Annotated in this window: 18 protein-coding genes; 9 read left to right on the top strand and 9 right to left on the bottom strand. The window is 68.9% G+C overall.

All coding sequences use genetic code 11. The features are described from left to right. The first annotated feature begins 22 nt into the window (after positions 1-22). Entirely contained in the window at positions 23-1,612 is a 1,590-nt protein-coding gene (locus P1K31_RS17090) for a TCP-1/cpn60 chaperonin family protein (protein WP_276306524.1), read from the top strand. A gap of 88 nt (positions 1,613-1,700) precedes the next feature. Here the strand turns inward: P1K31_RS17090 and P1K31_RS17085 are convergent, their stop codons facing one another. Beyond that, complete coding sequence (locus tag P1K31_RS17085) at positions 1,701-2,591, bottom strand: type I 3-dehydroquinate dehydratase (RefSeq protein WP_276306523.1); 891 nt, start codon at positions 2,589-2,591, stop codon at positions 1,701-1,703. A gap of 167 nt (positions 2,592-2,758) precedes the next feature. On the opposite strand from P1K31_RS17085, the gene P1K31_RS17080 reads away from it, so the two are divergent. Genes P1K31_RS17080 through P1K31_RS17070 form a run of 3 tightly spaced genes read left to right on the top strand, consistent with a single transcriptional unit; the run spans position 2,759 to position 5,337 of the window. Then, positions 2,759-3,997 (top strand): phenylacetate--CoA ligase family protein, encoded by a 1,239-nt coding sequence (locus tag P1K31_RS17080; protein ID WP_276306522.1) that lies wholly within the window; start codon positions 2,759-2,761, stop codon positions 3,995-3,997. Further along, complete coding sequence (locus tag P1K31_RS17075; protein WP_276306521.1) at positions 3,994-4,722, top strand: SDR family oxidoreductase; 729 nt, start codon at positions 3,994-3,996, stop codon at positions 4,720-4,722. Before P1K31_RS17080 ends, P1K31_RS17075 begins: the two co-directional genes overlap by 4 nt. A gap of 48 nt (positions 4,723-4,770) precedes the next feature. Continuing rightward, positions 4,771-5,337 carry a GNAT family N-acetyltransferase gene (locus tag P1K31_RS17070; protein ID WP_276306520.1) on the top strand — a complete coding sequence of 189 codons (567 nt, stop codon included), beginning with the start codon at positions 4,771-4,773 and terminating at the stop codon, positions 5,335-5,337. A gap of 43 nt (positions 5,338-5,380) precedes the next feature. Here P1K31_RS17070 and P1K31_RS17065 read toward each other — a convergent pair whose 3' ends face one another. The 4 genes from P1K31_RS17065 to P1K31_RS17050 form a co-directional block, all read right to left on the bottom strand. After that, positions 5,381-6,556: a thiolase C-terminal domain-containing protein gene (locus tag P1K31_RS17065; protein WP_276306519.1), complete on the bottom strand. Its 1,176-nt coding sequence runs from the start codon at positions 6,554-6,556 to the stop codon at positions 5,381-5,383. After that, positions 6,549-6,995: a Zn-ribbon domain-containing OB-fold protein gene (locus tag P1K31_RS17060; protein WP_276306518.1), complete on the bottom strand. Its 447-nt coding sequence runs from the start codon at positions 6,993-6,995 to the stop codon at positions 6,549-6,551. The genes P1K31_RS17065 and P1K31_RS17060 overlap by 8 nt, the downstream gene beginning before the upstream one ends. A gap of 131 nt (positions 6,996-7,126) precedes the next feature. Further along, complete coding sequence (locus tag P1K31_RS17055) at positions 7,127-8,299, bottom strand: CaiB/BaiF CoA transferase family protein (RefSeq protein ID WP_276306517.1); 1,173 nt, start codon at positions 8,297-8,299, stop codon at positions 7,127-7,129. 9 nt (positions 8,300-8,308) lie between these two features. After that, positions 8,309-9,655 carry a phenylacetate--CoA ligase family protein gene (locus P1K31_RS17050; RefSeq protein ID WP_276306516.1) on the bottom strand — a complete coding sequence of 449 codons (1,347 nt, stop codon included), beginning with the start codon at positions 9,653-9,655 and terminating at the stop codon, positions 8,309-8,311. Positions 9,656-9,934: 279 nt separating this feature from the next. Here P1K31_RS17050 and P1K31_RS17045 point away from each other — a divergent pair, with 279 nt between their 5' ends. Together P1K31_RS17045 and P1K31_RS17040 are read left to right on the top strand one after the other, a co-directional pair. Next, positions 9,935-10,795 (top strand): HpcH/HpaI aldolase/citrate lyase family protein, encoded by an 861-nt coding sequence (locus P1K31_RS17045; RefSeq protein WP_276306515.1) that lies wholly within the window; start codon positions 9,935-9,937, stop codon positions 10,793-10,795. A gap of 98 nt (positions 10,796-10,893) precedes the next feature. After that, positions 10,894-11,949, top strand: a complete 1,056-nt coding sequence (locus P1K31_RS17040) for a phosphotransferase family protein (RefSeq protein WP_276306514.1) — start codon at positions 10,894-10,896, stop codon at positions 11,947-11,949. Between the two features lie 126 nt (positions 11,950-12,075). On the opposite strand, the gene P1K31_RS17035 is transcribed toward P1K31_RS17040, so the two are convergent. Beyond that, positions 12,076-13,302 (bottom strand): acyl-CoA dehydrogenase family protein, encoded by a 1,227-nt coding sequence (locus P1K31_RS17035; RefSeq protein WP_276306513.1) that lies wholly within the window; start codon positions 13,300-13,302, stop codon positions 12,076-12,078. Positions 13,303-13,422: 120 nt separating this feature from the next. Here P1K31_RS17035 and P1K31_RS17030 point away from each other — a divergent pair, with 120 nt between their 5' ends. Continuing rightward, a complete protein-coding gene (locus tag P1K31_RS17030) occupies positions 13,423-15,399 on the top strand; it encodes a 3-hydroxyacyl-CoA dehydrogenase/enoyl-CoA hydratase family protein (protein WP_276306512.1) in 1,977 nt (658 codons plus the stop codon). Positions 15,400-15,428: 29 nt separating this feature from the next. On the opposite strand, the gene P1K31_RS17025 is transcribed toward P1K31_RS17030, so the two are convergent. Continuing rightward, positions 15,429-16,220 (bottom strand): enoyl-CoA hydratase/isomerase family protein, encoded by a 792-nt coding sequence (locus P1K31_RS17025; protein WP_276306511.1) that lies wholly within the window; start codon positions 16,218-16,220, stop codon positions 15,429-15,431. Between the two features lie 146 nt (positions 16,221-16,366). Between P1K31_RS17025 and P1K31_RS17020 the strand changes: the two genes are divergently transcribed. Together P1K31_RS17020 and P1K31_RS17015 are read left to right on the top strand one after the other, a co-directional pair. After that, the gene (locus P1K31_RS17020; RefSeq protein WP_276306510.1) at positions 16,367-17,026 is read left to right on the top strand and encodes an isochorismatase family protein; all 660 of its coding nucleotides are present in this window, start codon (positions 16,367-16,369) and stop codon (positions 17,024-17,026) included. Positions 17,027-17,122: 96 nt separating this feature from the next. Continuing rightward, positions 17,123-17,899, top strand: coding sequence for an SDR family NAD(P)-dependent oxidoreductase (locus tag P1K31_RS17015; RefSeq protein ID WP_276306509.1), 777 nt, complete (start codon positions 17,123-17,125; stop codon positions 17,897-17,899). 12 nt (positions 17,900-17,911) lie between these two features. On the opposite strand, the gene P1K31_RS17010 is transcribed toward P1K31_RS17015, so the two are convergent. Together P1K31_RS17010 and P1K31_RS17005 are read right to left on the bottom strand one after the other, a co-directional pair. After that, a complete protein-coding gene (locus P1K31_RS17010) occupies positions 17,912-18,907 on the bottom strand; it encodes an LLM class flavin-dependent oxidoreductase (RefSeq protein ID WP_276306508.1) in 996 nt (331 codons plus the stop codon). A gap of 71 nt (positions 18,908-18,978) precedes the next feature. Beyond that, on the bottom strand, positions 18,979-19,743 hold the full coding sequence (locus tag P1K31_RS17005; RefSeq protein WP_276306507.1) for an IclR family transcriptional regulator: 765 nt from the start codon (positions 19,741-19,743) through the stop codon (positions 18,979-18,981). Positions 19,744-20,092 lie beyond the last annotated feature (349 nt).

The raw sequence follows: 20,092 nt of genomic DNA, 5'->3' as shown, positions 1-20,092 counted from the left end.
GTGGAACCCGCTCCCCGGTACGATGGCTGTCGAGTGGTCACCGACGACGGGGAGCGTCCTTTCGGGCGACGAACTGCGCGAGAACTTCCGGGCCGCAGCGGACTCGTTCGTCGACCTGACCGGAACCATGCTCGGCCCGCGGGGGATGTACAAGCTCGTCGTCCCGAAGGAAGGCGGAGCGATCGTGACCCGCGACTGCCTCAGGGTCCTCCGGACGGTCGAGGTCGACCACCCGATCGGGAGGCTGCTGTACGGCGTCGCGAGCGGCCAGGGCGACCGGTGTGGCGACGGCGTCGTGACGAGCCTCCTCCTCGCCTCCCGGCTGATTACGGGCTCTCTCGACGCCGTGACGGAGACGGGACTTCACCCCCGGACGGTCCACGCCGGACTCGACCGGGCGCGGGTGATCGCCGAGCGGACCCTGGCGGACGTCGCCGTCCCGGTCGATCCCGATCCGACGACCGACCACCTCCGGGCGGTGGCGACGGCGCAGGTGCGGACGAAGCTCCTCGACGGGGCCGAGTTCGCCCCGCTGGTCACGGAGACGCTCGCCGCCCTCGCCCGGGACGCCCGCCCCTCCGAGTCGGGCGGACTACTGCTCGACACCGAGAACCGCGCGCACGTGTTCGCCCGGACCGGTCCCTCCCGCCGGGAGACCCGGCGGTTCGACGGCGTCCTCGTGAAGAAGGAACTGCAGAACGCGGACCGCAAGTCGGTCCGGGACGCCCGCGTGGCGACGGTCGACCGGAAGCTCTACCTCGAGACCGTTCGGGGCGACGAGGAGACGGGGCGACGGTTGAGGGCCTCGACGCCCGAGACCCTCGAGGCGTTCCGCCGCGCCGAGGACGCGGTCCACGAGCGCCTCGTCCGACCGCTGCTCGACGCGGGGGTCGACGTGCTCGTGACCCGGAAGGGTATCGACGACCGCGTCACGAACGCGCTCGTCCGCGAGGGCGTCCTCGTGATCCGGCGGGCCAGGCCCGAGGGGATCCTCGAGAGCGTCGCGGCGGCGACGGGTGCGACCGTCGTCGGCGACGTCCGGGACCTCGGGCCCGCCGACCTCGGCCACGCCGGGATCGTCGAGGAGCGACGGTTCGGACCGCTCGCGTACACCCTCGTCGGCGAGTGCCGCGGTGCGGCGGCGAACAGCATCCTCACGCGCGGCGGGACGTGGACCGGCGCGGAGGACGTAGGGCGCGGCCTCGAGGCGGCGCTCCGGGCGACGGCGGCGGCCGTCCGCGAACCCGCGGTCGTCCCCGGTGGCGGGTTCGCGGAGATCCGCGTCGCGCGGGCGCTCCGATCCGCCGCTGCGCGGACGTCGACCCGGGAGGCGCTCGTTCTCGAGCGCGCCGCGTCGGCGTTCGAGGCCGTGGTGCGGACGCTGGCGGGGAACGCCGGGCTGGACGAACTCGACGCGTTGACGACCCTCCGAGCCCGCGTCCCCGCGGAGACGGCGGGCGTGGTCGACGCGGACGACGGCCCGGCAGCCGTCGGAGACGTCCGCGCTGCCGGCGTGCTCGACCCTCTCCGGGTGAAGCGCGGGGCCGTCTCCTCGGCCGTGCAGGCCGCGACGTACGCGATCCCCGTCGACGAGGTCATCGCCGTCGAGTAGGGATCGCCGCGACCGGCGGTATCGCGTCGCCCGTCCGACGTTACGAACGTCGATGTTCGAAGTTTCGACGGTCGATGCGGCCGATCGCTTACAGCCAGTTCTGTCCTTCGGGTTCTCTGACGGGGGTCGTGTTCTTGACGGAGTCGAAGACGGCCCTCACGTTGGTCGTCAGCGGTTGCAGGTAGAACCCGCCGGGCGGATAGTCGTGTTGCGTAAAGCAGAGCATGGAGCCGAGAAACGGCGTCACGTAGCGTCCGAGCACGCCGTGTTCGCCGTGGCTCATCATCACGAACGGGACGTCGAGTTCGCGATCCATCCTGACGGCGGCCTGGAACGTGTCTACGAGGTCGTCCCAACTCATGTCCACGCCGACCACCTTCACCATGTCCGCACCCCGCTCTTCGAACTGCGTCCCGATCGCCACGGCCTCGTCCGGGGTCAGGTGGACCCGCGTGTGCGCCGTCATCTGCACCTCCCCGCCGAGGTCGTGAACCGCCCGGATCTCCTCGCGCTGGCGCTCTACCGCCTCCGAGTCGGCGAAGGCTTCCCTCGGCGGGGAGTCCCCGTCGAGGGAATACTCCGTCGCCTCGTCCGAGAACTCCGGCGGTCCCGGGGTCGGGTCGAAGGTGTCCCCGACCATGTCGACGGCGTCCGCCCCCGCTCGAACGGCCGTGCGGAGTATCTCCATCCGCTCGGGATCGGTCTCGGGGACGCGTCCGCCGTCGTACTGCCACCGGTAGTAACACGCCAGGACGGGAAGGGCGGTACTGCGGAAGAGTTCGCCGAGGTCGTCCTCGTTGAGGTACTGCCTCTCGAGCCCGAACCGACCGTCGCCCATCAGGTTGACGATGAACGCGTCCGCCCCCTCGAACTCGGAGTGTTTCATCACGCTCGCGGCAGCGTCGATCGTGGGTTCGGAGATCATCGTGCAGACGAACGGTCGCTCCAGTTCGGTGAACGCCGGTTTCGTGTTCGACATCCCCGAAGAGCAGGCCGACCACGTAAAAAAGCGTTGTGCGGTCGGACGGACGGTACCGTCGACGATGCCCTCCCCGACGCGAGGGACGGCACCGCCGAGGACACGGCGGTTCGGCCCGACGGTCGGGCAAACATTTTTCCTGCGTTGATTCGATACGGAGGACGGTTATGACGCGTGCGACGCTCGACGAGACGGACGACGTGATAGCGACGCTTCGGGACGCCGCTCGTCGGCTCTACCGGCGTGGGCCCTACCGGGAGGCGTTCGAGGAGGCGGGTCTCGAACCGGACGACATCGACTCCATCGACGCGTTCCGCCGGCTCCCGACGATGGACGCGGGCGACCTCGTCGCGGACATCGAGGCGAACCCGCCGTTCGGGAGCCTCGTCGACGCCGGCGACGTCCTCCGGTGTAACTTCACCCCGAGCCCGTACATGGACCACCGGATGCCGGTGCCCGCCACCCGCGACGACGTCGAGCGAGACGACGAACGCCTCGCCGAGGCGTACCGCGCGGTCGGCGTCACCGAGGACGACGTGGTGCTCAACACGGCGGGGATGATGCCGTACCCGTTCGGGTGGGCGATCGCCGGCGCGACCGAGACCATCGGCGCGACCCACATCCCGATGGGACCGGGCGACGCCGAGGAGCAGGTCGACGTCATCGAGCGGTACGGCGTCACCGTCGTGAGCGGGTTTCCGAGCTTCGCGCTCGAACTCGCGAACACCGCGGAGGGGGTCCTCGACGGCGTCGAGGTCGTCATCGGCGGCGGCGAGCCGTTCACGGCCATCGAGGGCTATCGCGAACAGGTCCGCGAGGCGTACGGCGGGGACGTGACCGTCGTGGACAACTACGGCCTGAGCGAGGTGGGCTTCGTCGGCTTCGAGTCCCGCGAGGAGGCGGGAATGCACGTGTTCACCGATCTACTCTTCCCGGAGGTGATCGACCCCGAGACGGGCGAGCTCGTCGAGCGGGGCGAGAAGGGAGAGCTCGTGGTCACCACCGTCAGCGACGACTCGACGCCGGTACTCCGGTTCCGGACGGGTGACCTGACCGTCCTCGACAGGCGCGAGTCGGAGTACGGCGACTACGTCCTTCCGCAGGGCGTGTTCGGGCGCGTCGACACCATGAAGAAGGTGAAGGGGGTGAAGCTGTACCCCGACGAGCTCACGATGTACGTCGCCGGCGTGGACGCGCTCGACTACGAGAACGTGGAACTCCGGTTAACCCGTCCGGAGGGGACGACCGACCACGTCGCGCTGACGGTCGCGGGCGACCCCGACGGGGTCGATCGGGAGGCGTTCGCGAGCGAGGTCCGACGCATCCTCAACATCTCGGTGGACGAACTGACGATCGACTCTGACTTCGAGACCGACGCCGACGGCGTCGTCGTCGACGACCGATGACCGGAACTGAGCTGGAGGGGAGAACGGCGGTCGTCACGGGCGGCGGTCGCGGCATCGGACGGAATATCGCCCTCGGGCTGGCGGCCGAGGGCGCGAACGTCGTCCTCGCGGCCCGGAGCGAGGACGAGATAACGAACGTCGCGGACGTCGTCCGCGAGCGCGGCGGCGAGGCGATCGCGGTTTCCGCGGACGTGACCGCCACGGAGGACGTAGGGACGCTCTTCGAGCGTGCTCGGGAGAGCTTCGGGCAGGTCGACCTCCTCGTGAACAACGCCGGGACCGCCGCCCACGGGAACACGTGGGAACTCTCGGACGAGGAGTGGACCCGCGTGATCGACGTGAACCTCAACGGAACGTTCCGCTGCACCCGCGAGGCGCTGAACGGCGGGATGCTCGAACGCGGCGAGGGGACCATCGTCAACGTGGGGTCGCTCACGGGGAAGATCGGGTTCGCCGGCACAAGCGCCTACGGCGCGTCGAAACACGGCATTCAGGGGCTGACCAACACCCTCGCCAAGGAGCTGAAGGACAGCGACGTTCGGGTGCACACCGTCTGCCCCGGCCAGGTGAGGACCGAGATGACCGACGACATCGCGGAGATCGACCGGCTCGAACCCGACGACGTTACCGACATCGTCGTGTTCCTCGCCACGCGCCCGGCGCGCGCGTACATCCCGGAGGTCGTCGTCGTGCCCCCGGACACGATCCCGGTCGTCTACCACTGATCCGAGTCGACACAACGCCTACCTCCCCGCCGGCCGTACCGATCGGCCATGTCCACCACGCACGTCGAGACGGCGGCCGGCGACTTCCCGCTTCCACCCTTCGAGTTCACCGACGGCGACGCCCGCGAGGTGCTCGTCGCACCCTACGAGGGGGGACCGGGCGACGACGAGTTCGAGGCGCTCCGCTCGATGTACGACGGCTGGCCGCGGGATACCCAGTCACAGGGGCTCCCGCCGATAGCGCGCACGCGCACCGAACAGTGGCTCCGTGACGTCCTCGACGGCGTGAACACGGTCGCGTGGCACGGCGAGACCGCGGTCGGCCACGCGATGCTCGTCCCCGACCCGGACGCGGGGGGCGAGGAGTACGAACTCGCCGTCTTCGTGCGGCCCCGCTATCAGGGTGCGGGCGTCGGGACGCGGCTGGTGGAGGGGCTCCTCGCGCAGGGGTACCGAGCCGGCGTCCGGGTCGTCTGGCTGACCGTCGGAAGCTGGAACGACCCCGCCCTGCGCCTCTACCGGCGACTCGGGTTCGAGACGACGAGCTTCCTCCAGCCCGGCTGGCTCGACGAGGGGCCGGACGCGCACATCGCGAGGATGGAACTTCGGCTGTAACGTAGATGGGGCGGCGGGGCGGCGAACGGCGGGGGAGCAGCCCTCAGCGCGCGCTGAGGACGGTGACCGTCGAGACGCCCCCCTCGCCGAGGAGCGCGCCGCCCGAGTTCTGCGCCAGCCCGATGGAAGCGCCGTCGACCTGTCGCTTCCCGGCCTCGCCGCGGAGCTGCCAGACGAGTTCGCACACCTGCGCGACGCCGGTCGCGCCGACGGGGTGGCCGCGCGACTTGAGTCCGCCGCTGGGGTTGACCGGGATGCGGCCGTCGAGCATCACGTCGCCCTTCCGGACGAGCGACGCTCCCTCGCCGTGGCTCGCCAGTCCGAGCCCCTCGTAGTGCATCAGCTCGCCGATCGTCGCCGCGTCGTGGACCTCCACGACGTCCAGGTCGTCCGGGCCGATACCTGCCTCCCGGTAGGCCCGTCGGGAGACGCGCTCGTCGAGTTCCTCCCGCCAGTACTCGAGGTCGCCGTCGAGGTAGTGGCCGCTCGACGCCTCGACGGCGTCGACGTACACCGGCTGATCGACCAGCCGTTCGGCCACCTCCCCCCGGGCGAGGACGGCCGCGGCCGCGCCGTCGGACATCGGACAGGCGTCCAGCAACCGGATGGGGTCCGCGATCATCCGCGAGGAGAGGACGTCCTCGCGGTCGACGTCGAGGTGGAGGTGGGCGCGCGGGTTCGCCAGCCCGTTCGAGTGGTTCTTCACCGCGATGTCCGCCAGTTCCTCGCGCACGTCGCCGAAGCGGTCCGCGTAGGCGTTCGCGCGCATTCCGTAGACGCCCATGAACGTCATCCCCATCGGTCCCTCGACCTCCGCGTCGGAGGCGCCGCTCATGTCCCGCAGGGCGACGTCGGTCGGGACGCCGGTCATCTTCTCGACGCCGAGCGCGAGTACGACGTCGCGCTCCCCCGACCTGATGGTCCTGTAGGCCTCCCGGAACGCGCAGGTCGAACTCGCACAGGCGTTCTCGACGCGCGTGATCGGGAGGCCGGTGACGCCGACCTCCCGGAGGACCGCCTGGCCGACGACGCCCGTCTGTCGCTGGGCGGCGCTGGCGACGTTGCCGACGTAGGCCTCCTCGATCGCGTCGCTGTCGAGGCCGGAGGCGAGCAGCGCCTCCCTGACGGCGCGTCCCCCGAAGTCGGTCACGCGCTGGCCCTCCAGTTCACCGAAGTCGGACTGGCCGACGCCGACGACGGCGACCTCCCCGTCAGTCATCGCCGTCACCCCCGAGGAGGCGGAACTTGTGGCCGAACAGCGGCTCGTCGGTCCGCGGGTCCCGCGTGATCTCGTCCAGCGTCAGCTCCACGGGTGCCCCGACCGCCATCGTCGCCGACTCCCACCCCTCGATGAGCGAGTAGAGCCTGACCCCCTCCGGGAGGTGGACGAAACCGAACGCGTAGGGCGGTTCGAACCCCTCCTGTCCGGTGTGGGCGACGGTGTAGGTCCGCAGTTCCCCCTCGCGCGAGAGGTCGACGTCGGCGACGGTCTCCGAGAGACAGTTCCGACAGAACGACCGCCTCGGGAAGACCACGAACCCGCAGTCGTTGCACTCCGTGCCGACGAGCGCGGGGGCACCGTCCTCGGCGACGCGGATCGATCCGTCCACGACGAGCCGCGACGACTCGTCGTACGCGGGGTGTACTCGTCCTGCCATGTGGTACCATCTATCCATCTGCGATTAAGTGTTTGGATCACCGCGGCCGTCGCTCGCTGCCCGGTCGGCCGAGGAGCGCGGTGCGCGGGGCGGAGACAGAGGTTGACCGAGCCGAGGGAAGGAGGGCGGGGTTACACGACCTCGCGGTCCTCGAGCTCGGCGATGCGCTCCTCGGAGAGCACGCGGGAGAGGACCTCGCGAGTGTGCTCGCCGAACTCCGGGGCGGGCGAGTGCATGTCCTCGACGTCCTTCGAGGACTTCGCCGGGAAGCCGACGTAGGAGAACGTCTCCCCGCCGCCGACGTCCATCTCGCCGACCATCTCGCGGGCTCGTATCTGCGGATGGTCGAACACCTCGTGGAACTCGTTGACCGGGGCGAACATCGTCTCGTCCGAGAGGTACTCCTCCCACTCCTCGCGGGTGCGCTTCTCGAACTCCGACTGGAGCTCGGCGCGCGCGTACTGGCCGTCCTCGCCGCGCGCGAACCGGTATTCGAGCAGGTCCTCGCGGTCTATCTCCGCTAACAACTGCTCCCAGAACTTATCCTCGCGGGCCGCGATGGTGACGTACTCGCCGTCCCTGGTCTCGTAGACGTCGTAGCAGGGGGCGTGCATCCCGGCGAGCGAGCGCTCCTCCTCGGGGAGTTCCTCGCGCATGAACGCCCGCCAGCTCTGACCGGTCCCGAGCGAGGCGACCACGTCGGTCATCGAGACGTCGAGGTACTGGCCGCCGTTGCCGGCCTCCCGGTCGAGCAGCGCCGAGACGATGGCGAACGCGCTGAACAGCCCGCCGACCGTATCCGCGATCTGGTAGGACGGGAGGGCGGGGAAGCGACCGTCCTTCGAGACGGTCTCGCGGAGGAGGCCGGCGAGGCCGACGTAGTTCACGTCGTGACCGACGCGATCGCTGTACGGTCCGTCCTGTCCGTAGCCCGACAGCGAGCAGTAGACGATGTCCTCGTTGACCTCGCGGACGTCTTCGTAGCCGACGCCGAGGCGGTCGACGACCCCCGGCCGGAACTGCTCGAAGACCACGTCCGCCTCGGCGGCCAACCGGAGGAACGCCTCGCGCCCCTCGTCGGCCTTCAGGTCGATGGTGACGCTCTTCTTGTTCCGGTTGACCGCGTGGAACAGCGCCCCCGAATCGGTCGGTTCGACCTCGGGTTCGAGCCAGCGGGCGTAGTCCCCCCGCGTCGACTCCTCGACCTTGACGACCTCGGCACCCATGTCGGCCAGGAGCATCGTCCCGTACGGCCCGGGTAGCAGCCACGTCAGATCGAGGACGGTGTAGTCGCTGAGATCCATCGGACCGTCCTACTCCTCTCCCTCCTCCCGGATGAGGCGGTACTTCCACTGACCCTTCATCGGGATGTCGTCCTGCTCGATGTGCTCCAGTTCGACGGCGTCGTCGTCGAGCCCGAGGTTCTCGGCGAGGTCCGCCGCGATGGCCGCCCGTTTCTCGTCGGAGACGTCCGCCGAAAACAACACCCGGAGGAGATCCTGTGGCTGCTTGGCCTGACGGACGAGCTGGTACGGTGCCTCCGGGTGGCCGTGCTCGTCCCGGACCACCTCGAAGTCGCGGGGGAACACCGAACGGTCCCGGACGTTGACCTCCTGGACGGTCCGTCCGAGGATCTGCGTCCGCATGTGACAGCGGCCGCAGGAACAGTCGTAGCCGCCGTGGACGCCCGCGTCCTCGGAGCGCCAGCGGAGGTACGGCGTGCTGTCGAGGTGGAACGTGGTGTAGGTGTGTTCGCCGCGCTCGCCCTCCGCGACCGGTTCGAGCGTGTCGAGGTCGAGCACCTCGTTGAATCCCTGATCCTCGAAGAAGTGACCCCACCCCTCGGTACGCTCCTCGCAGAACGTGCCGACGAACGCGAGCTGATCGGTCGGGCCGCCCTGCTCGACCAGCGGGACGCCCCAGAACTCCTCCAACCGCCGCCGGGCGGTCCCGGTGACGACCGCGCCCGCCGTGACGACGGCCCTGAGGCTCGGGAACGCCTCGGCCGGGTCGACGTCGTGCTCCTGCAGGAGCGTCGTCGCCTTCTGTAGCGACGAGTGGGTCATGTTGATGACGGCGGGGTCGGCCATCTCCCACAGCTCGGCGTCCTCGCCGAGGTCGCCCTCCACCTCGAACGGGAGCCCGCCGCGGTTGAAGTGGACCATGTCCAGGTGGTCGCGGTAGGCGCTCTCCATCATCCGACTGTAGAGGTGGTAGTAGAGCCCGGCGTTGAGCGCGACGTCGCCCGACTCGAGTCCGTGCGGGTAGAGCGTCCGCGCGAGCAACTCCCCGCCGGCCCGGACCTCCTCCTCGCGGACGGGCATGAACGTCGGCGTCCCCGTCGTCCCCGTCGAGGTGTGGAGGTAGTCGAGTTCGTCCCGGTCGACGGCCAGGAACCCCCCGAACGGATCCTCGACCGAGCGTTTCCCCCTGACGTCTTCCTTGAGCATCGTGGGGACGAGCCGCTGGTAGTCGTCTATCGTCCTGACGTCCGACGGGTCGATCCCCTCCTCGTCGAACCGCTCGCGGTAGTGCTCCGTGTTCTCGTACGCGTGTCTCACCTTTTCCCGGAGCATCCGCTCCTGCCGGTCCGCTATCTCCGCCCGGTCCATGAACTCACGCTCGGCATTGAACGCGTCCGTGGCGTGCGACGCTACCATAACAGGCGGGAGTCAGTCAGTACGCTATTAAAGATTTGGGAGGGCGTGACACGGTTCGCGGCCGACGGCGCCCGAAACCGAGGGACTGGACGACGGTTCCGCCGCGTGCGGTCGGCCGGTTCGCGCCGCGGGCCGCGATCGGGGCGGCCCGTCGACGATATCGACGGGCTGGCTTCCGGCCGCACGTGCGGGACCGGTGGGATCAGCGGTTCGGATCGGCGGCTGTCCGTCCCGCGGGCCCGACAAAGGAGATAAGTGCTCGGCTGTGGACGATCACCCATGCAGCCCGCACGCAGCCTCCTGTTCGTCCCCGGCGACGACGAGGACCGCCTCGACGCCGCGATGCGCTCGGACGCAGACGGTCTCATACTCGATCTGGAAGACACGGTGGGTCCGACTGCCAAGGAAGCGGCCCGCGCTTCGACGGTCGAAACCGTCGGGGGGTGGGCCGACGAGCGGACGCGGTGCGTGGTCCGGATCAACGGGCTCGACACGCCCCACGGGCTCGACGACGTCGAAGCGTTCGTCCGGGCGGACACAGCGCCGGACGCCTTCCTGGTTCCCGACGTCCGCGACGGGACTGAACTGGAGATAGTCGCCGACGCCCTCGCGGAGGCGTCGTTCGACGCGTCGCTCGTCGCGCTGCTGGAACGCCCCGGTGCCGTGCTCGACGCCCACCGCATCGCCCGCTCGACGTCGCGGCTATCCGCGCTCGCGTTCGGGTCCATCGACTTCCAGACGAACATGGGGATGTCCGTGCTCGATCCGGACACGGACGTCTACCCGCCCCGCTACCTCGTCGCGATGGCCGCGAGCGCCGCCGGCCTCGAGGCGTTCGACACGGTGGTCCTCGACACCGGGGACGACACCCGGCTCCGCGAGGAGGCGCGGACGGCGCGGATGCTGGGGTACGACGGGAAGGCGGCCGTCACGCCCGACCAGACCGCGGTGATAAACGAGGTGTTCACCCCCTCCGAGGAGGAGGTGGCGCGCGCGACGCGGCTCGTAGAGGCTTTCGAGGCGGCCGGCGACGACACCGGCCTGATCGAGTTCGAGGGAACGTTCGTCGACAAACCCGTGGTGGATCAGCAGCGCGCCCTCCTGGCGCGGGCGCGGGCGGTCGACCGCGACGCCGAGTGAGGCCGCGCGACGACCGTCCGAGGGGTCCGAACCGACCGATGGCTCCCCCACGCGGAGTCAGAGTTAAACCGCCGTGGCTCCTGCATCGACCAGGGAACATGACGGGAAACGAAACGTACCTTGACCAACTCGTCGACGAGGACACGCTGCGGGCCTACCTGACGTCGACGCTCGGTGAGGCCGACCGCTATCGGGTCGAACACCTCGCGGAGGGTCACTCGAACGAGACGCTGTTCGTCACGTGGGGCGAGCGCGACCTCGTCATGCGTCGACCGCCGGCCGGCGAGACCGCCGAGAGCGCCCACGACGTCCTCCGCGAGCACCGGGTCATCTCCGCACTTCAGGGGACTGACGTCCCCGTGCCGACGCCGGTGCTGGCGTGTGACGACGCCTCGGTCATCGGCGGGGAGTTCTACCTGATGGAACGGCTCGACGGCGACGTCATCCGCGGCCGAGAACCCGACCGGTTCGCCACGCCGGAGCACCGCCGGCGGATCGCAGAGGAGCTTATCGACACGCTGGCGGCCATCCACACGCTCGACTACGAGGCGGTCGGGCTCGGCGACCTCGGCCGACCGGAGGGGTACACAGAGCGGCAGGTCGAGCGGTGGGGCAAGCAGTTCGACTGGGCCTACGAGACCACCCGCGAGGATCGCGAGGTCCCGCACGTCGGGGAGATCGGCGAGTGGCTCGCGGCGAACGTCCCCGAGTCGTACGAACACACGTTCGTCCACGGCGACTACAAGCTCGACAACGTCATGTTCGCGCCGGGGACGCCGCCGCGCATCAACGCGGTCATGGACTGGGAGATGGGGACGCTCGGCGACCCGCTCAGGGACGTCGGCTGGATGCTCTGTTACTGGGACGTCGACCCGCTCAGCGACGAGCTGATGCCGACGTTCATCGACCGTCCGGGCTACCTCGACCGGGAGGCGCTCATCGACCGATACGAACGTCGGTCGGGCATCGAGTTCGTCCACCGGGAGTTCTACGTGGTCCTCGGCCTCTACATGCTGGCGGCCGTCTGCGAGATGTTCTACGCCCGGTACCTCAACGGGAACAGCGACGACGACCTCTACCCGAAGATGGAGACGCTCGTCCCGAGGATCTGCCGCCGGGCGAAGGCGCTCGTCGACGGCAAGCGGACGGTCTGACCCGGCGGTGGGAGACAGCGTTACACACCCCTCCGGAACGGGTGACCGAGGAGGAGACGGCGACGCGGTCGTCGAGATCGACGTCGACGCGGGACTGGACTGCGGTCGTTCGCGTTCCGCGTCCACTCAGAGTTCGTACGAGAGCCTGTAGTCGTCGCCGCCCTCGGGGTCGTACTCGTCGGGCGCGTGGTTGAGGTGTGCGACGGCCTGCTCGTCGAGTTCGTAGGGGTACTCCCCGTGGAGCAGGTTCCTCGCGGCGGTGATCTGCTGGATGGAGGGGGTGCCCTCCTCCAGCCAGTTGAGCCGAGCGTCGCGATAGAACCGCTGGATGGGTACCTCGCGGTAGTAACTGAGCCCGCCGAACACCAGCATGGCGTTGTCGGTGACCCGCTGGGTGACGTCCTTGGCCAGCAGCTTGCAGAGGTCGGCCTCGATGCCGGCCCGGCCGTTCTCGTCGACCTTCCGGGCGGCGTCCTCGACGGCGAGTCGGAGCGCGTAGACGTCCCGGGCCATCTCCCCGAGGTACTGCTGGACGGCCTGGCGCTCCGCGATGGGCTTGCCGAAGGTGACCCGCTGTTTCGCCCAGTCGACCGACTCCTCGAGACACCGCTCTGCGATGCCGAGCGCGTTCGCGCCGATGTAGATGCGACTCACCCGAAGGTGATCGACCGCGTCCCGGACGCCGCTGCCCTCCTCGCGGCCGAGCAGGTTCGCCTCGGGGACGCGCACGTCGTCGAAGTGGAGGTAGGCGTGCTCAGAGCCGTGGCTCCCCATCGTCTCGGGCATCTCCCGGATGGTGAACCCCTCCGCGTCCCGGGGGACCACCAGGATGGAGAAGCCGCTCTCGGTGCGGGCGATGACGTTGAAGTACTCGGTGAAGTCGGCGTTGGTGATGTGGTGTTTCTCGCCGTTGAGGACGTACTCGTCGCCGTCCCGCTCGGCGTTGGTCTTGATGTCCGTTCCGGACCCGGCGTGGGGCTCGGTCAGGGCGAAGGCGAACGACGCGCCGTCCTCGACGATCTCGGTGAGCCAGCGCTCCCGCTGGTCGTCGGTGCCGACGTGCGCCAGCAGTTCGACGTTCGTGTTGTGGACGTGAAGGATGACCCGGAGCCCACCGGAGACCTTCGCCCACTCCTTCTCCAGTTCGACGTACTCCCGGTGGGTCAGGTCGAGCCCCCCGTACTCCTCGGGGGCCATCGCGCCGAGAAAGCCCATCTCCTGCCACTCCCCCCAGCGCTCCTCCCGGGGTAACTCCCCCGTCTCGGCCCACTCCTCGGCGTAGGGGTCGACGTCGTTCCACAGGTAGTCGAGCATCGCCTCCCGGTACTCCTCGAAGTCGCGGTCGCCACGCATACACCATGGCGTTTGGTACCGTTTGTAATAACTGTGCGGGTGCGCGGAAACGCCGGCCCCGTCCGTTTCGCGGGGGGAAAAGTATAACACCGCCGCCGGGAGTCACGGCAGACGAGCAAGATGAGTCGACACCTATCGGAGAACATCGACACCGTCACGGTCGTCGGCGGCGGGACGATGGGCCACGGCATCGCCCAGGCGTTCGCGACCGCGGGGTACGATGTCGTGTTGAACGACGTGGACGAGGAGGTCCTATCGACGGCGCTCGAGCGGATCGAGGGGAGCCTCGCCAAACTCGACGTGGACGACCCGGACGCGGTCCTCGGGCGCATCGAGCCGACGACCGGGGCCGACGAGGCGTTCGCCGACGCGGACCTCGTCGTGGAGGCGGTCCCCGAGGACATCGGGCTGAAGCGGGACGTGTTCGGGACCGCGGACGACCTGGCGCCGGAGGGCGCGGTGCTGGCGACCAACACCAGCACGCTCCCGATCACCGAGATCGCCGAGGCGACCGGCCGGCCGGAGCGGGTCGTCGGGATGCACTTCTCGAACCCGGTGCAGCTGATGCCCATCGTCGAGGTCATCCGGGGCGAGCACACCGCCGACGAGGTGTTCGACGCCGCCCGCGAGCTTGGCGAGAGCGTCGGGAAGACGCCGGTACTCGTCGAGCGGGACGTCCCCGGGTTCCTCATCAACCGCATCAACCTCCGGTTCTGGCTCGAGGCCGTCCGGCAGGTCGAGGCGGGCCTCACGGACACGAAGACCGTCGACGCCGCCGCTCGCCGCCTCGGCCTCCCGATGGGACCGTTCGAGGTGCTCGACTTCAGCGGCATCGACGTCGCCACGATGGCCGCCCGCTCGATGGCCGAGCGGGGCGTCGACCTCCACGTCCCCGACCTGCTCGTCGAGAAGACCGAGGCCGGTACCTACGGGATGAAGAGCGGCGAGGGGTTCTACGAGTACCCCGAGGCGGGGGCGTACTCTCGCGTCGACATTCCCCGCGAACTGCGGTACGGCTTCGACCCCAAGCACCTGCTCGCGCCGGCGGTCAACGAGGCTGCGTGGCTGCTCGAAAACGACGTCACCACGCGGGACGAGATCGACAAGGCGATGCGGATCGGGATGAACTGGCCGCGCGGTCTCCTCGAACTCGCCGACGAGTACGGCGTCGACCGGCTGGTCGAGACGCTCGAAACGCTCCGCGAGCGCTCGGGGTGGGCGGAGTACGAACCCCATCCGCTCCTGCGCGAGATGGTCGAGAACGACGAGGTCGGCCTCGCCTCCGGGTCGGGCTTCTACGGGTGGGAGTACGAGCGAGAGCGGTTCGAGACCGTCCGGTACGAGCGCCGGGAGTACACCGCGTGGATCACGCTGAACCGCCCGGACAGGCTCAACGCGCTCGACGAGCCCAGCTGGGAAGGGCTTCGGGCGGCGCTCGAACGCGCCGCCGCGGACGACGACGTGCGTGCGACCGTCCTTCGAGGGGCGGGACGGGCCTTCTGCGCCGGCGACGACATCGGCGAGATCCTGAGCTGGGAGTCCACCGACGACGCCCGCGAGATGGTCGAGGGGACGCTAGCGCCCACCGTCCGGGCGCTGCGCGAGCACCCGAAGCCGGTCATCGCCGCCGTCGACGGCGTCGCCAACGGCGGCGGGTGCGAACTGGTGTTGCTGAGCGACCTCGCGGTCGCGTCGACGGGGAGCGACTTCGCGCTCCCGGAGGCGAAGATCGGCGCGCTCCCGCCGATCGGGCTCACCTACGGACGGACGAGCCTCGGGAAGAAGGCCATCATGGAACTCGCGCTCACGGGCGAGCAGCTGTCGGCGCGCGAGGCCGAGGAGATGGGCGTCGTCAACTACACCGTCGAGAGCGAGCAGGTCGAGGACGTCGTCCGCGAACTGGCCCGGGCGACGACGGCGTCCAGTCCGGGGGCCGTCGCGGACGTGAAGGAGCTCTGGATCGGGATGGAGGACGAACTCCTCGATGCGTGGTTCGACCGCGGGCTGGACACGCTGGTGACGCGCAGCCAGTCCGCGGAGGCCGAGGAGGGGCTAGCGGCGTTTCTGAACAAGGAGTCGCCGTCCTGGCAGCGCTGAGCTCAGCCGACGCGACCGAATTACCCCCACTACTCGCCCCGGAAGTCGGGCGCACGGTTCTCGCGGAACGCCTCGAGCCCCTCCCGTGCGTCGTCGGTACCGAACACGACGCCGGTCGCGAGCGCCTCCATCTCAAGTCCCGACGCGAGCGACGCCTCGAAACCGCCGTTGACGGTCAGCTTCGCGAGTTCCATCGCGACGGGCGGGCGCACCAGGTACTCCTCGACGACCGCCTCGAGGGCGTCCTCGAACCCCTCGTCGTCGGTCAGTTCGTGGACGAATCCGTACTCCCGCATCGTCGCCGCGTCGTGGTGTTTCCCGCGGAGGATCATGTCCCGGGCCCGGGAGAGGCCGATGAGCCGGGAGAGCCGTTGGGTGCCGCCGCCCGCCGGAATGACGCCGAGCGTGATCTCGGGGACGCCGATGGTCGCGCTCTCGGCGGCGACGCGCGTGTCGCAGCAGCACGCCAGTTCGCACCCGCCGCCGAGACAGTACCCCTCGATGGCGGCCACCGTCGGTCGGGGGAACCCCTCGAGACGGTCGAACAGCCGCCGGAGCCGGCGGAACCGGCGGGTCTGCTGGTGGGGCTTGGTCTCGGCGGGGGGCGACCCCACGTCCGCGCCGGCGCAGAAATTCCCGTCGCGCCCTCGAACCACCAGCACACGCACGTCGTCGTCCTCCTCTACTCGGTTCAGCGCGTCGAGGATCTCGTCGGCCATCCGGTCGCTGAGCGCGTTCAGGGAATCAGGACGGTCGAGTGAGAGCACCGCTCGGCCGTCGTCCCCGACGGCCACGTCGATGTCGTCGTACTCACGGGACATGGCATCCGAAGGATACGGAGGGTCGGAGTAATAGCTGTTCCTCGATGACTCCTCGGACCGACCGTCGTCGGGATGGGGGGCGACCTGTGACGTCGTCGTTCAGGCGAGGTCAAGGGTTAACACTCCCCCCGTCGACGTGTCGAGTGATGACTCAGGACAGGACGGCGGTCTACGAGCGCGCCGGGATGGACAATCGGGTCGGATACGGCGACGCGCCGGCGTTACTGGTCGTCGATCTTCAGACTGGCTTCACCGACGAGACGAATCCGCTCGGCAGCGACCTCTTGCGGGTCGTAGAGCGGACGAACGCGCTCCTCGACGCGGCCCACGAGGGGGACGTACCGGTCGTGCTGACGCGCATCGTCACCAGGCACAACGACGCGCGGGACCTCGGCGTCTGGGGCGAGAAGGTGCCGAGTCTGGCGACGCTCACGGAGGGGGACGAGTGGGTCGATCTCGACGCTCGCCTCGCGGTAGACGAGGACGACCACGTGCTAGACAAGCGACAGGCGAGTGCGTTCCACGAGACGGAACTCGACTCGATGCTGAACTACCTCGGTGTCGACACCACGGTCGTCGCCGGTTGTACGACGAGCGGGTGCGTCCGTGCGACGGTCGTCGACGCCTGCTCGCACGGCTTCCATGCCATCGTTCCCGAGGAGGCCGTCGGCGACCGCGCGCGAGAACCGCACGAGGCCAATCTGTTCGACATCGACGCGAAGTACGGAGACGTCCGACCCGTCGGCGAGGTCGTCGACTACCTCGCGGGTGCGGACGCGGGGACCTCCGCGCCGGACGGCGACTGAGCGGTCGTCGGGTCCCGGCGGCGACGTCCTCGCCCGCGCCACCGGTCGGGTGCACCGAAGGTTTATTCGTCATCGATTGCCAGTATCGGACCGCCCATGAGAGCGCAGACGACTGCCGAGAGGATAGACTTCGAGGGGCAGGTAGCGGTTGTCACGGGAGCCGCGCAGGGGATCGGCCGGGGCGTGGCCGAGACGTTCGCCGGCCTCGGTGCCGACGTCGTCGTCGCTGACGTCGCGGTCGACGCCGCGACGGAGACGGCCGCCGAGATAGCGTCCGAGTACGACGCCGCCGTCGAGGTCGTCGAGACGGACGTGACGGAGTACGAGGACGCCCGGAACCTCGTGGCGACGACCGTCTCCGAGTTCGGCCGCCTCGACGTGCTCGTGAACAACGCGGGGCTGACGGAGGCCAAGCCGTTCCTCGAGACCGAACCCGACGAGTGGGCGTTCTGGGTCGGCGTCTGCTTCTTCGGGACGATGAACTGCACGCACGCGGCCCTCCCGCAGATGATCGATCAGGGGTCGGGGGCGATCGTCAACTTCGCCAGCGACTCGTACAAGGGCAACGACCCGGGGTTGGCCGTCTACGGGGCCGCGAAGGCGGCCAACGTCTCGCTGACGAAGACCGTCGCGCACGAGGTCGGCAAGGAAGGGATCCGGGTGAACTGCGTCTCGCCGGGCACCACGGAGACCCCCGCGACCGAGGACGTGGTCGAACGGTATCGGGAGCGGATGATCGAGCACTCCTACGACCTCGATCGCCTCGGGCAGCCCACCGACATCGCCGACGCCGTCGCGTTCCTCGCGAGCGACGCGGCCGACTGGATCACCGGCCAGACGCTGAGCGTCAACGGCGGGTACGTCCGCGGGTGACTCGCCGCCGACTCACCGATCGTCCGGACCGAGGGCGTCGAGGAGATCGAGTATCTCCTCGAACGACGCGGCCATCGACGGCATGGCGACGACGACGTCGGCACCGGCTTCGTACCACCTCCCTAGTTGCTCGCGGACCTCGGACCGGGTGCCGTACACCGAGAGGTCGTCGAGCATCTCCCGACTGATGGCCTCGATGGCACCCTCGCGGTCGCCCGCGCGGAACCGATCGTGGGCCTCGTCGGGGGCGTCGCCGAACCCGTACTCGCCGACCTGCTCGTTGTACCCCATGGCCATCTCCTGGGCGAGGACGTACCGGGCCAGGTACTCGGCCCGGTCGGGGTCCTCGTCGACCGCCGTGGGGACCCACGGCGCCACCAGGAGGTCGTCGGGGTCGCGCCCGGTCTTCCGGGCGCTCGAGCGGACGTCGGAGAGGTTCTCCCGGAACGCGGACAGGGGGGTGAACCCGGGGAGCCACCCGTCCGCGTACTCGCCGGTGAGCCGCCTGTTGGTCGGACCGATGGCCGCGTTGAGTAGCGGAACGTCGCCGAGCGGATCGAGCGCCATCGAGTAGGGACCGACGTCGAACACCTCCCCCTCGTACTCGACGGTGCCGCCGGCGGTGACCTGCCGAACTATCTCCATCGCCTCTCGCATGCGACGGAGCGGCCGTTCGAACTCCGTACCGTGCCACGTCTCGACGAGCGGCGGCGAACTCACGCCGAGGCCGAGCAGGGCGCGACCGTCGGAGAGTCGGTCGAGCGTGACCGCGCTCATCCCGAGCAGCGCGGGCGTCCGGGAGAAGACGCTCGCGACGCCCATCCCCAGTCGAACGTCGGACGTGCACTGGGAGATCGCCCCGAGCGTGAGGAGACCGTTCGACCCCGACGCCTCCTGTTTCCAGACCGAGTGGAACCCGGCGTCGTCGGCCCGCTCGGCGAAGTGGAGCGTCTGGTCGAGCGAGAAGTGCGAGAACTCATCCGGTAATACGAGTCCGATGGCGGACATCGTTCGAGAGTCGGCCCATCGAGACTTGAATCCTCCCCCGCTCCGTCCACCGGAGTGTCGGGATGGATCGATCAGGAGTAGGTGAGGCTGACCTGAACGACGTTCGCCACCTCGAGGATCCGCTCCGGAAGGTCCTCGCGTAGCACGGTGTCGGTGAGGCGATGTGCGGGACCGTAGAGCCCGATAGCCCCGACTGTTTCGTCCGGCTTGCTCACGACGGGAACGCCGATACCGCGCATTCCCTCGAAGCGTTCCTCGTCGTCGATCGCGTACCCCACGTTCCGGATCCGCTCCAGCTCCTCGAACAGCTCGTCCGGATCGGTGATCGTGTTGGCCGTCTTCGACGAGAGGCCGTACTCGTCCACGATGTGCCGCGTCCGCTCCTCGGGGAGCCGTGCGAGAATAGCCTTTCCCGTGGCGGTCGTGTTGAGCCGCGTCCGCGTTCCGGCGTACGTCCGGTGGATCTTCACGTGCGAGGCCATCTCCCCCTCCTTCATGCTGAGGATGACCCCGAGGCCGCCCTCCTCTATCATCAACGCGATGTACTCCCCCGTGTCGGCAGCCAGTTCCGTCAGTTCGGGTTCCGCGACGGTGTACACCTCGTACCGGTGGCGCACCTCGTTTCCGATCTTGAGATACCGGGTGCTCACCCGATACCGACCGTCCGGTAGCTTCGTGAGGTAGTTCAACGACTCGAGCGTCCTCACGTAGTCGTAGACCGTGCTCAGGGGCATGTCAAGCTCCTCGGCCATCGTTGTGACCGACGCCATCTCGGACTCGACGAGCCACTCGACGAGTCGATCGGCGCGCCGGAGCGATCGGACGGTGTTCGTCATACGAGTACACGCGACACGCGACACCATTATCGTTCCGGTATATCCGTAACGCTAGTTCCGGGTCGCCACGGGGCGAGCGAGAGCGCACCAGTTCGCTGTCCGGTCCGACGAGTGACATCCACGGGTCACTCTCGCGTACGAACGAGTGCCGCTACTTTCTCTGACAAATTATGCGAACCACGCCGTGAGAGCGGCGATAATCGTAGAATGTCACGTGTAGTGTCGCGGTACGATCTGTCACGAAACATCGCGTATACCGGAGCCAGGTGTAACAATCATACTGGCGTTATAAATCGTAGCGGGACCGGGATACGGTAGTGTTTCGTTTCGGTGATGGTTACGCGTATTC

The organism is Halomarina halobia (assembly GCF_029338575.1).
GTDB classification, from domain to species: Archaea; Halobacteriota; Halobacteria; order Halobacteriales; family Haloarculaceae; genus Halomarina; species Halomarina halobia.
The sequence above is the reverse complement of the archived record's forward strand: the minus strand, read 5'-3'. Positions and strand labels throughout refer to the sequence as shown.

Coding starts and splice junctions, on each gene's coding strand:
- P1K31_RS17090 (WP_276306524.1), top strand. CDS start 23: ATGGCTGTCGAGTGGTCACCGACGACGGGGAGCGTCCTTTCGGGCGAC.
- P1K31_RS17085 (WP_276306523.1), bottom strand. CDS start 2,591: ATGTCGAACACGAAACCGGCGTTCACCGAACTGGAGCGACCGTTCGTC.
- P1K31_RS17080 (WP_276306522.1), top strand. CDS start 2,759: ATGACGCGTGCGACGCTCGACGAGACGGACGACGTGATAGCGACGCTT.
- P1K31_RS17075 (WP_276306521.1), top strand. CDS start 3,994: ATGACCGGAACTGAGCTGGAGGGGAGAACGGCGGTCGTCACGGGCGGC.
- P1K31_RS17070 (WP_276306520.1), top strand. CDS start 4,771: ATGTCCACCACGCACGTCGAGACGGCGGCCGGCGACTTCCCGCTTCCA.
- P1K31_RS17065 (WP_276306519.1), bottom strand. CDS start 6,556: ATGACTGACGGGGAGGTCGCCGTCGTCGGCGTCGGCCAGTCCGACTTC.
- P1K31_RS17060 (WP_276306518.1), bottom strand. CDS start 6,995: ATGGCAGGACGAGTACACCCCGCGTACGACGAGTCGTCGCGGCTCGTC.
- P1K31_RS17055 (WP_276306517.1), bottom strand. CDS start 8,299: ATGGATCTCAGCGACTACACCGTCCTCGATCTGACGTGGCTGCTACCC.
- P1K31_RS17050 (WP_276306516.1), bottom strand. CDS start 9,655: ATGGTAGCGTCGCACGCCACGGACGCGTTCAATGCCGAGCGTGAGTTC.
- P1K31_RS17045 (WP_276306515.1), top strand. CDS start 9,935: ATGCAGCCCGCACGCAGCCTCCTGTTCGTCCCCGGCGACGACGAGGAC.
- P1K31_RS17040 (WP_276306514.1), top strand. CDS start 10,894: ATGACGGGAAACGAAACGTACCTTGACCAACTCGTCGACGAGGACACG.
- P1K31_RS17035 (WP_276306513.1), bottom strand. CDS start 13,302: ATGCGTGGCGACCGCGACTTCGAGGAGTACCGGGAGGCGATGCTCGAC.
- P1K31_RS17030 (WP_276306512.1), top strand. CDS start 13,423: ATGAGTCGACACCTATCGGAGAACATCGACACCGTCACGGTCGTCGGC.
- P1K31_RS17025 (WP_276306511.1), bottom strand. CDS start 16,220: ATGTCCCGTGAGTACGACGACATCGACGTGGCCGTCGGGGACGACGGC.
- P1K31_RS17020 (WP_276306510.1), top strand. CDS start 16,367: ATGACTCAGGACAGGACGGCGGTCTACGAGCGCGCCGGGATGGACAAT.
- P1K31_RS17015 (WP_276306509.1), top strand. CDS start 17,123: ATGAGAGCGCAGACGACTGCCGAGAGGATAGACTTCGAGGGGCAGGTA.
- P1K31_RS17010 (WP_276306508.1), bottom strand. CDS start 18,907: ATGTCCGCCATCGGACTCGTATTACCGGATGAGTTCTCGCACTTCTCG.
- P1K31_RS17005 (WP_276306507.1), bottom strand. CDS start 19,743: ATGACGAACACCGTCCGATCGCTCCGGCGCGCCGATCGACTCGTCGAG.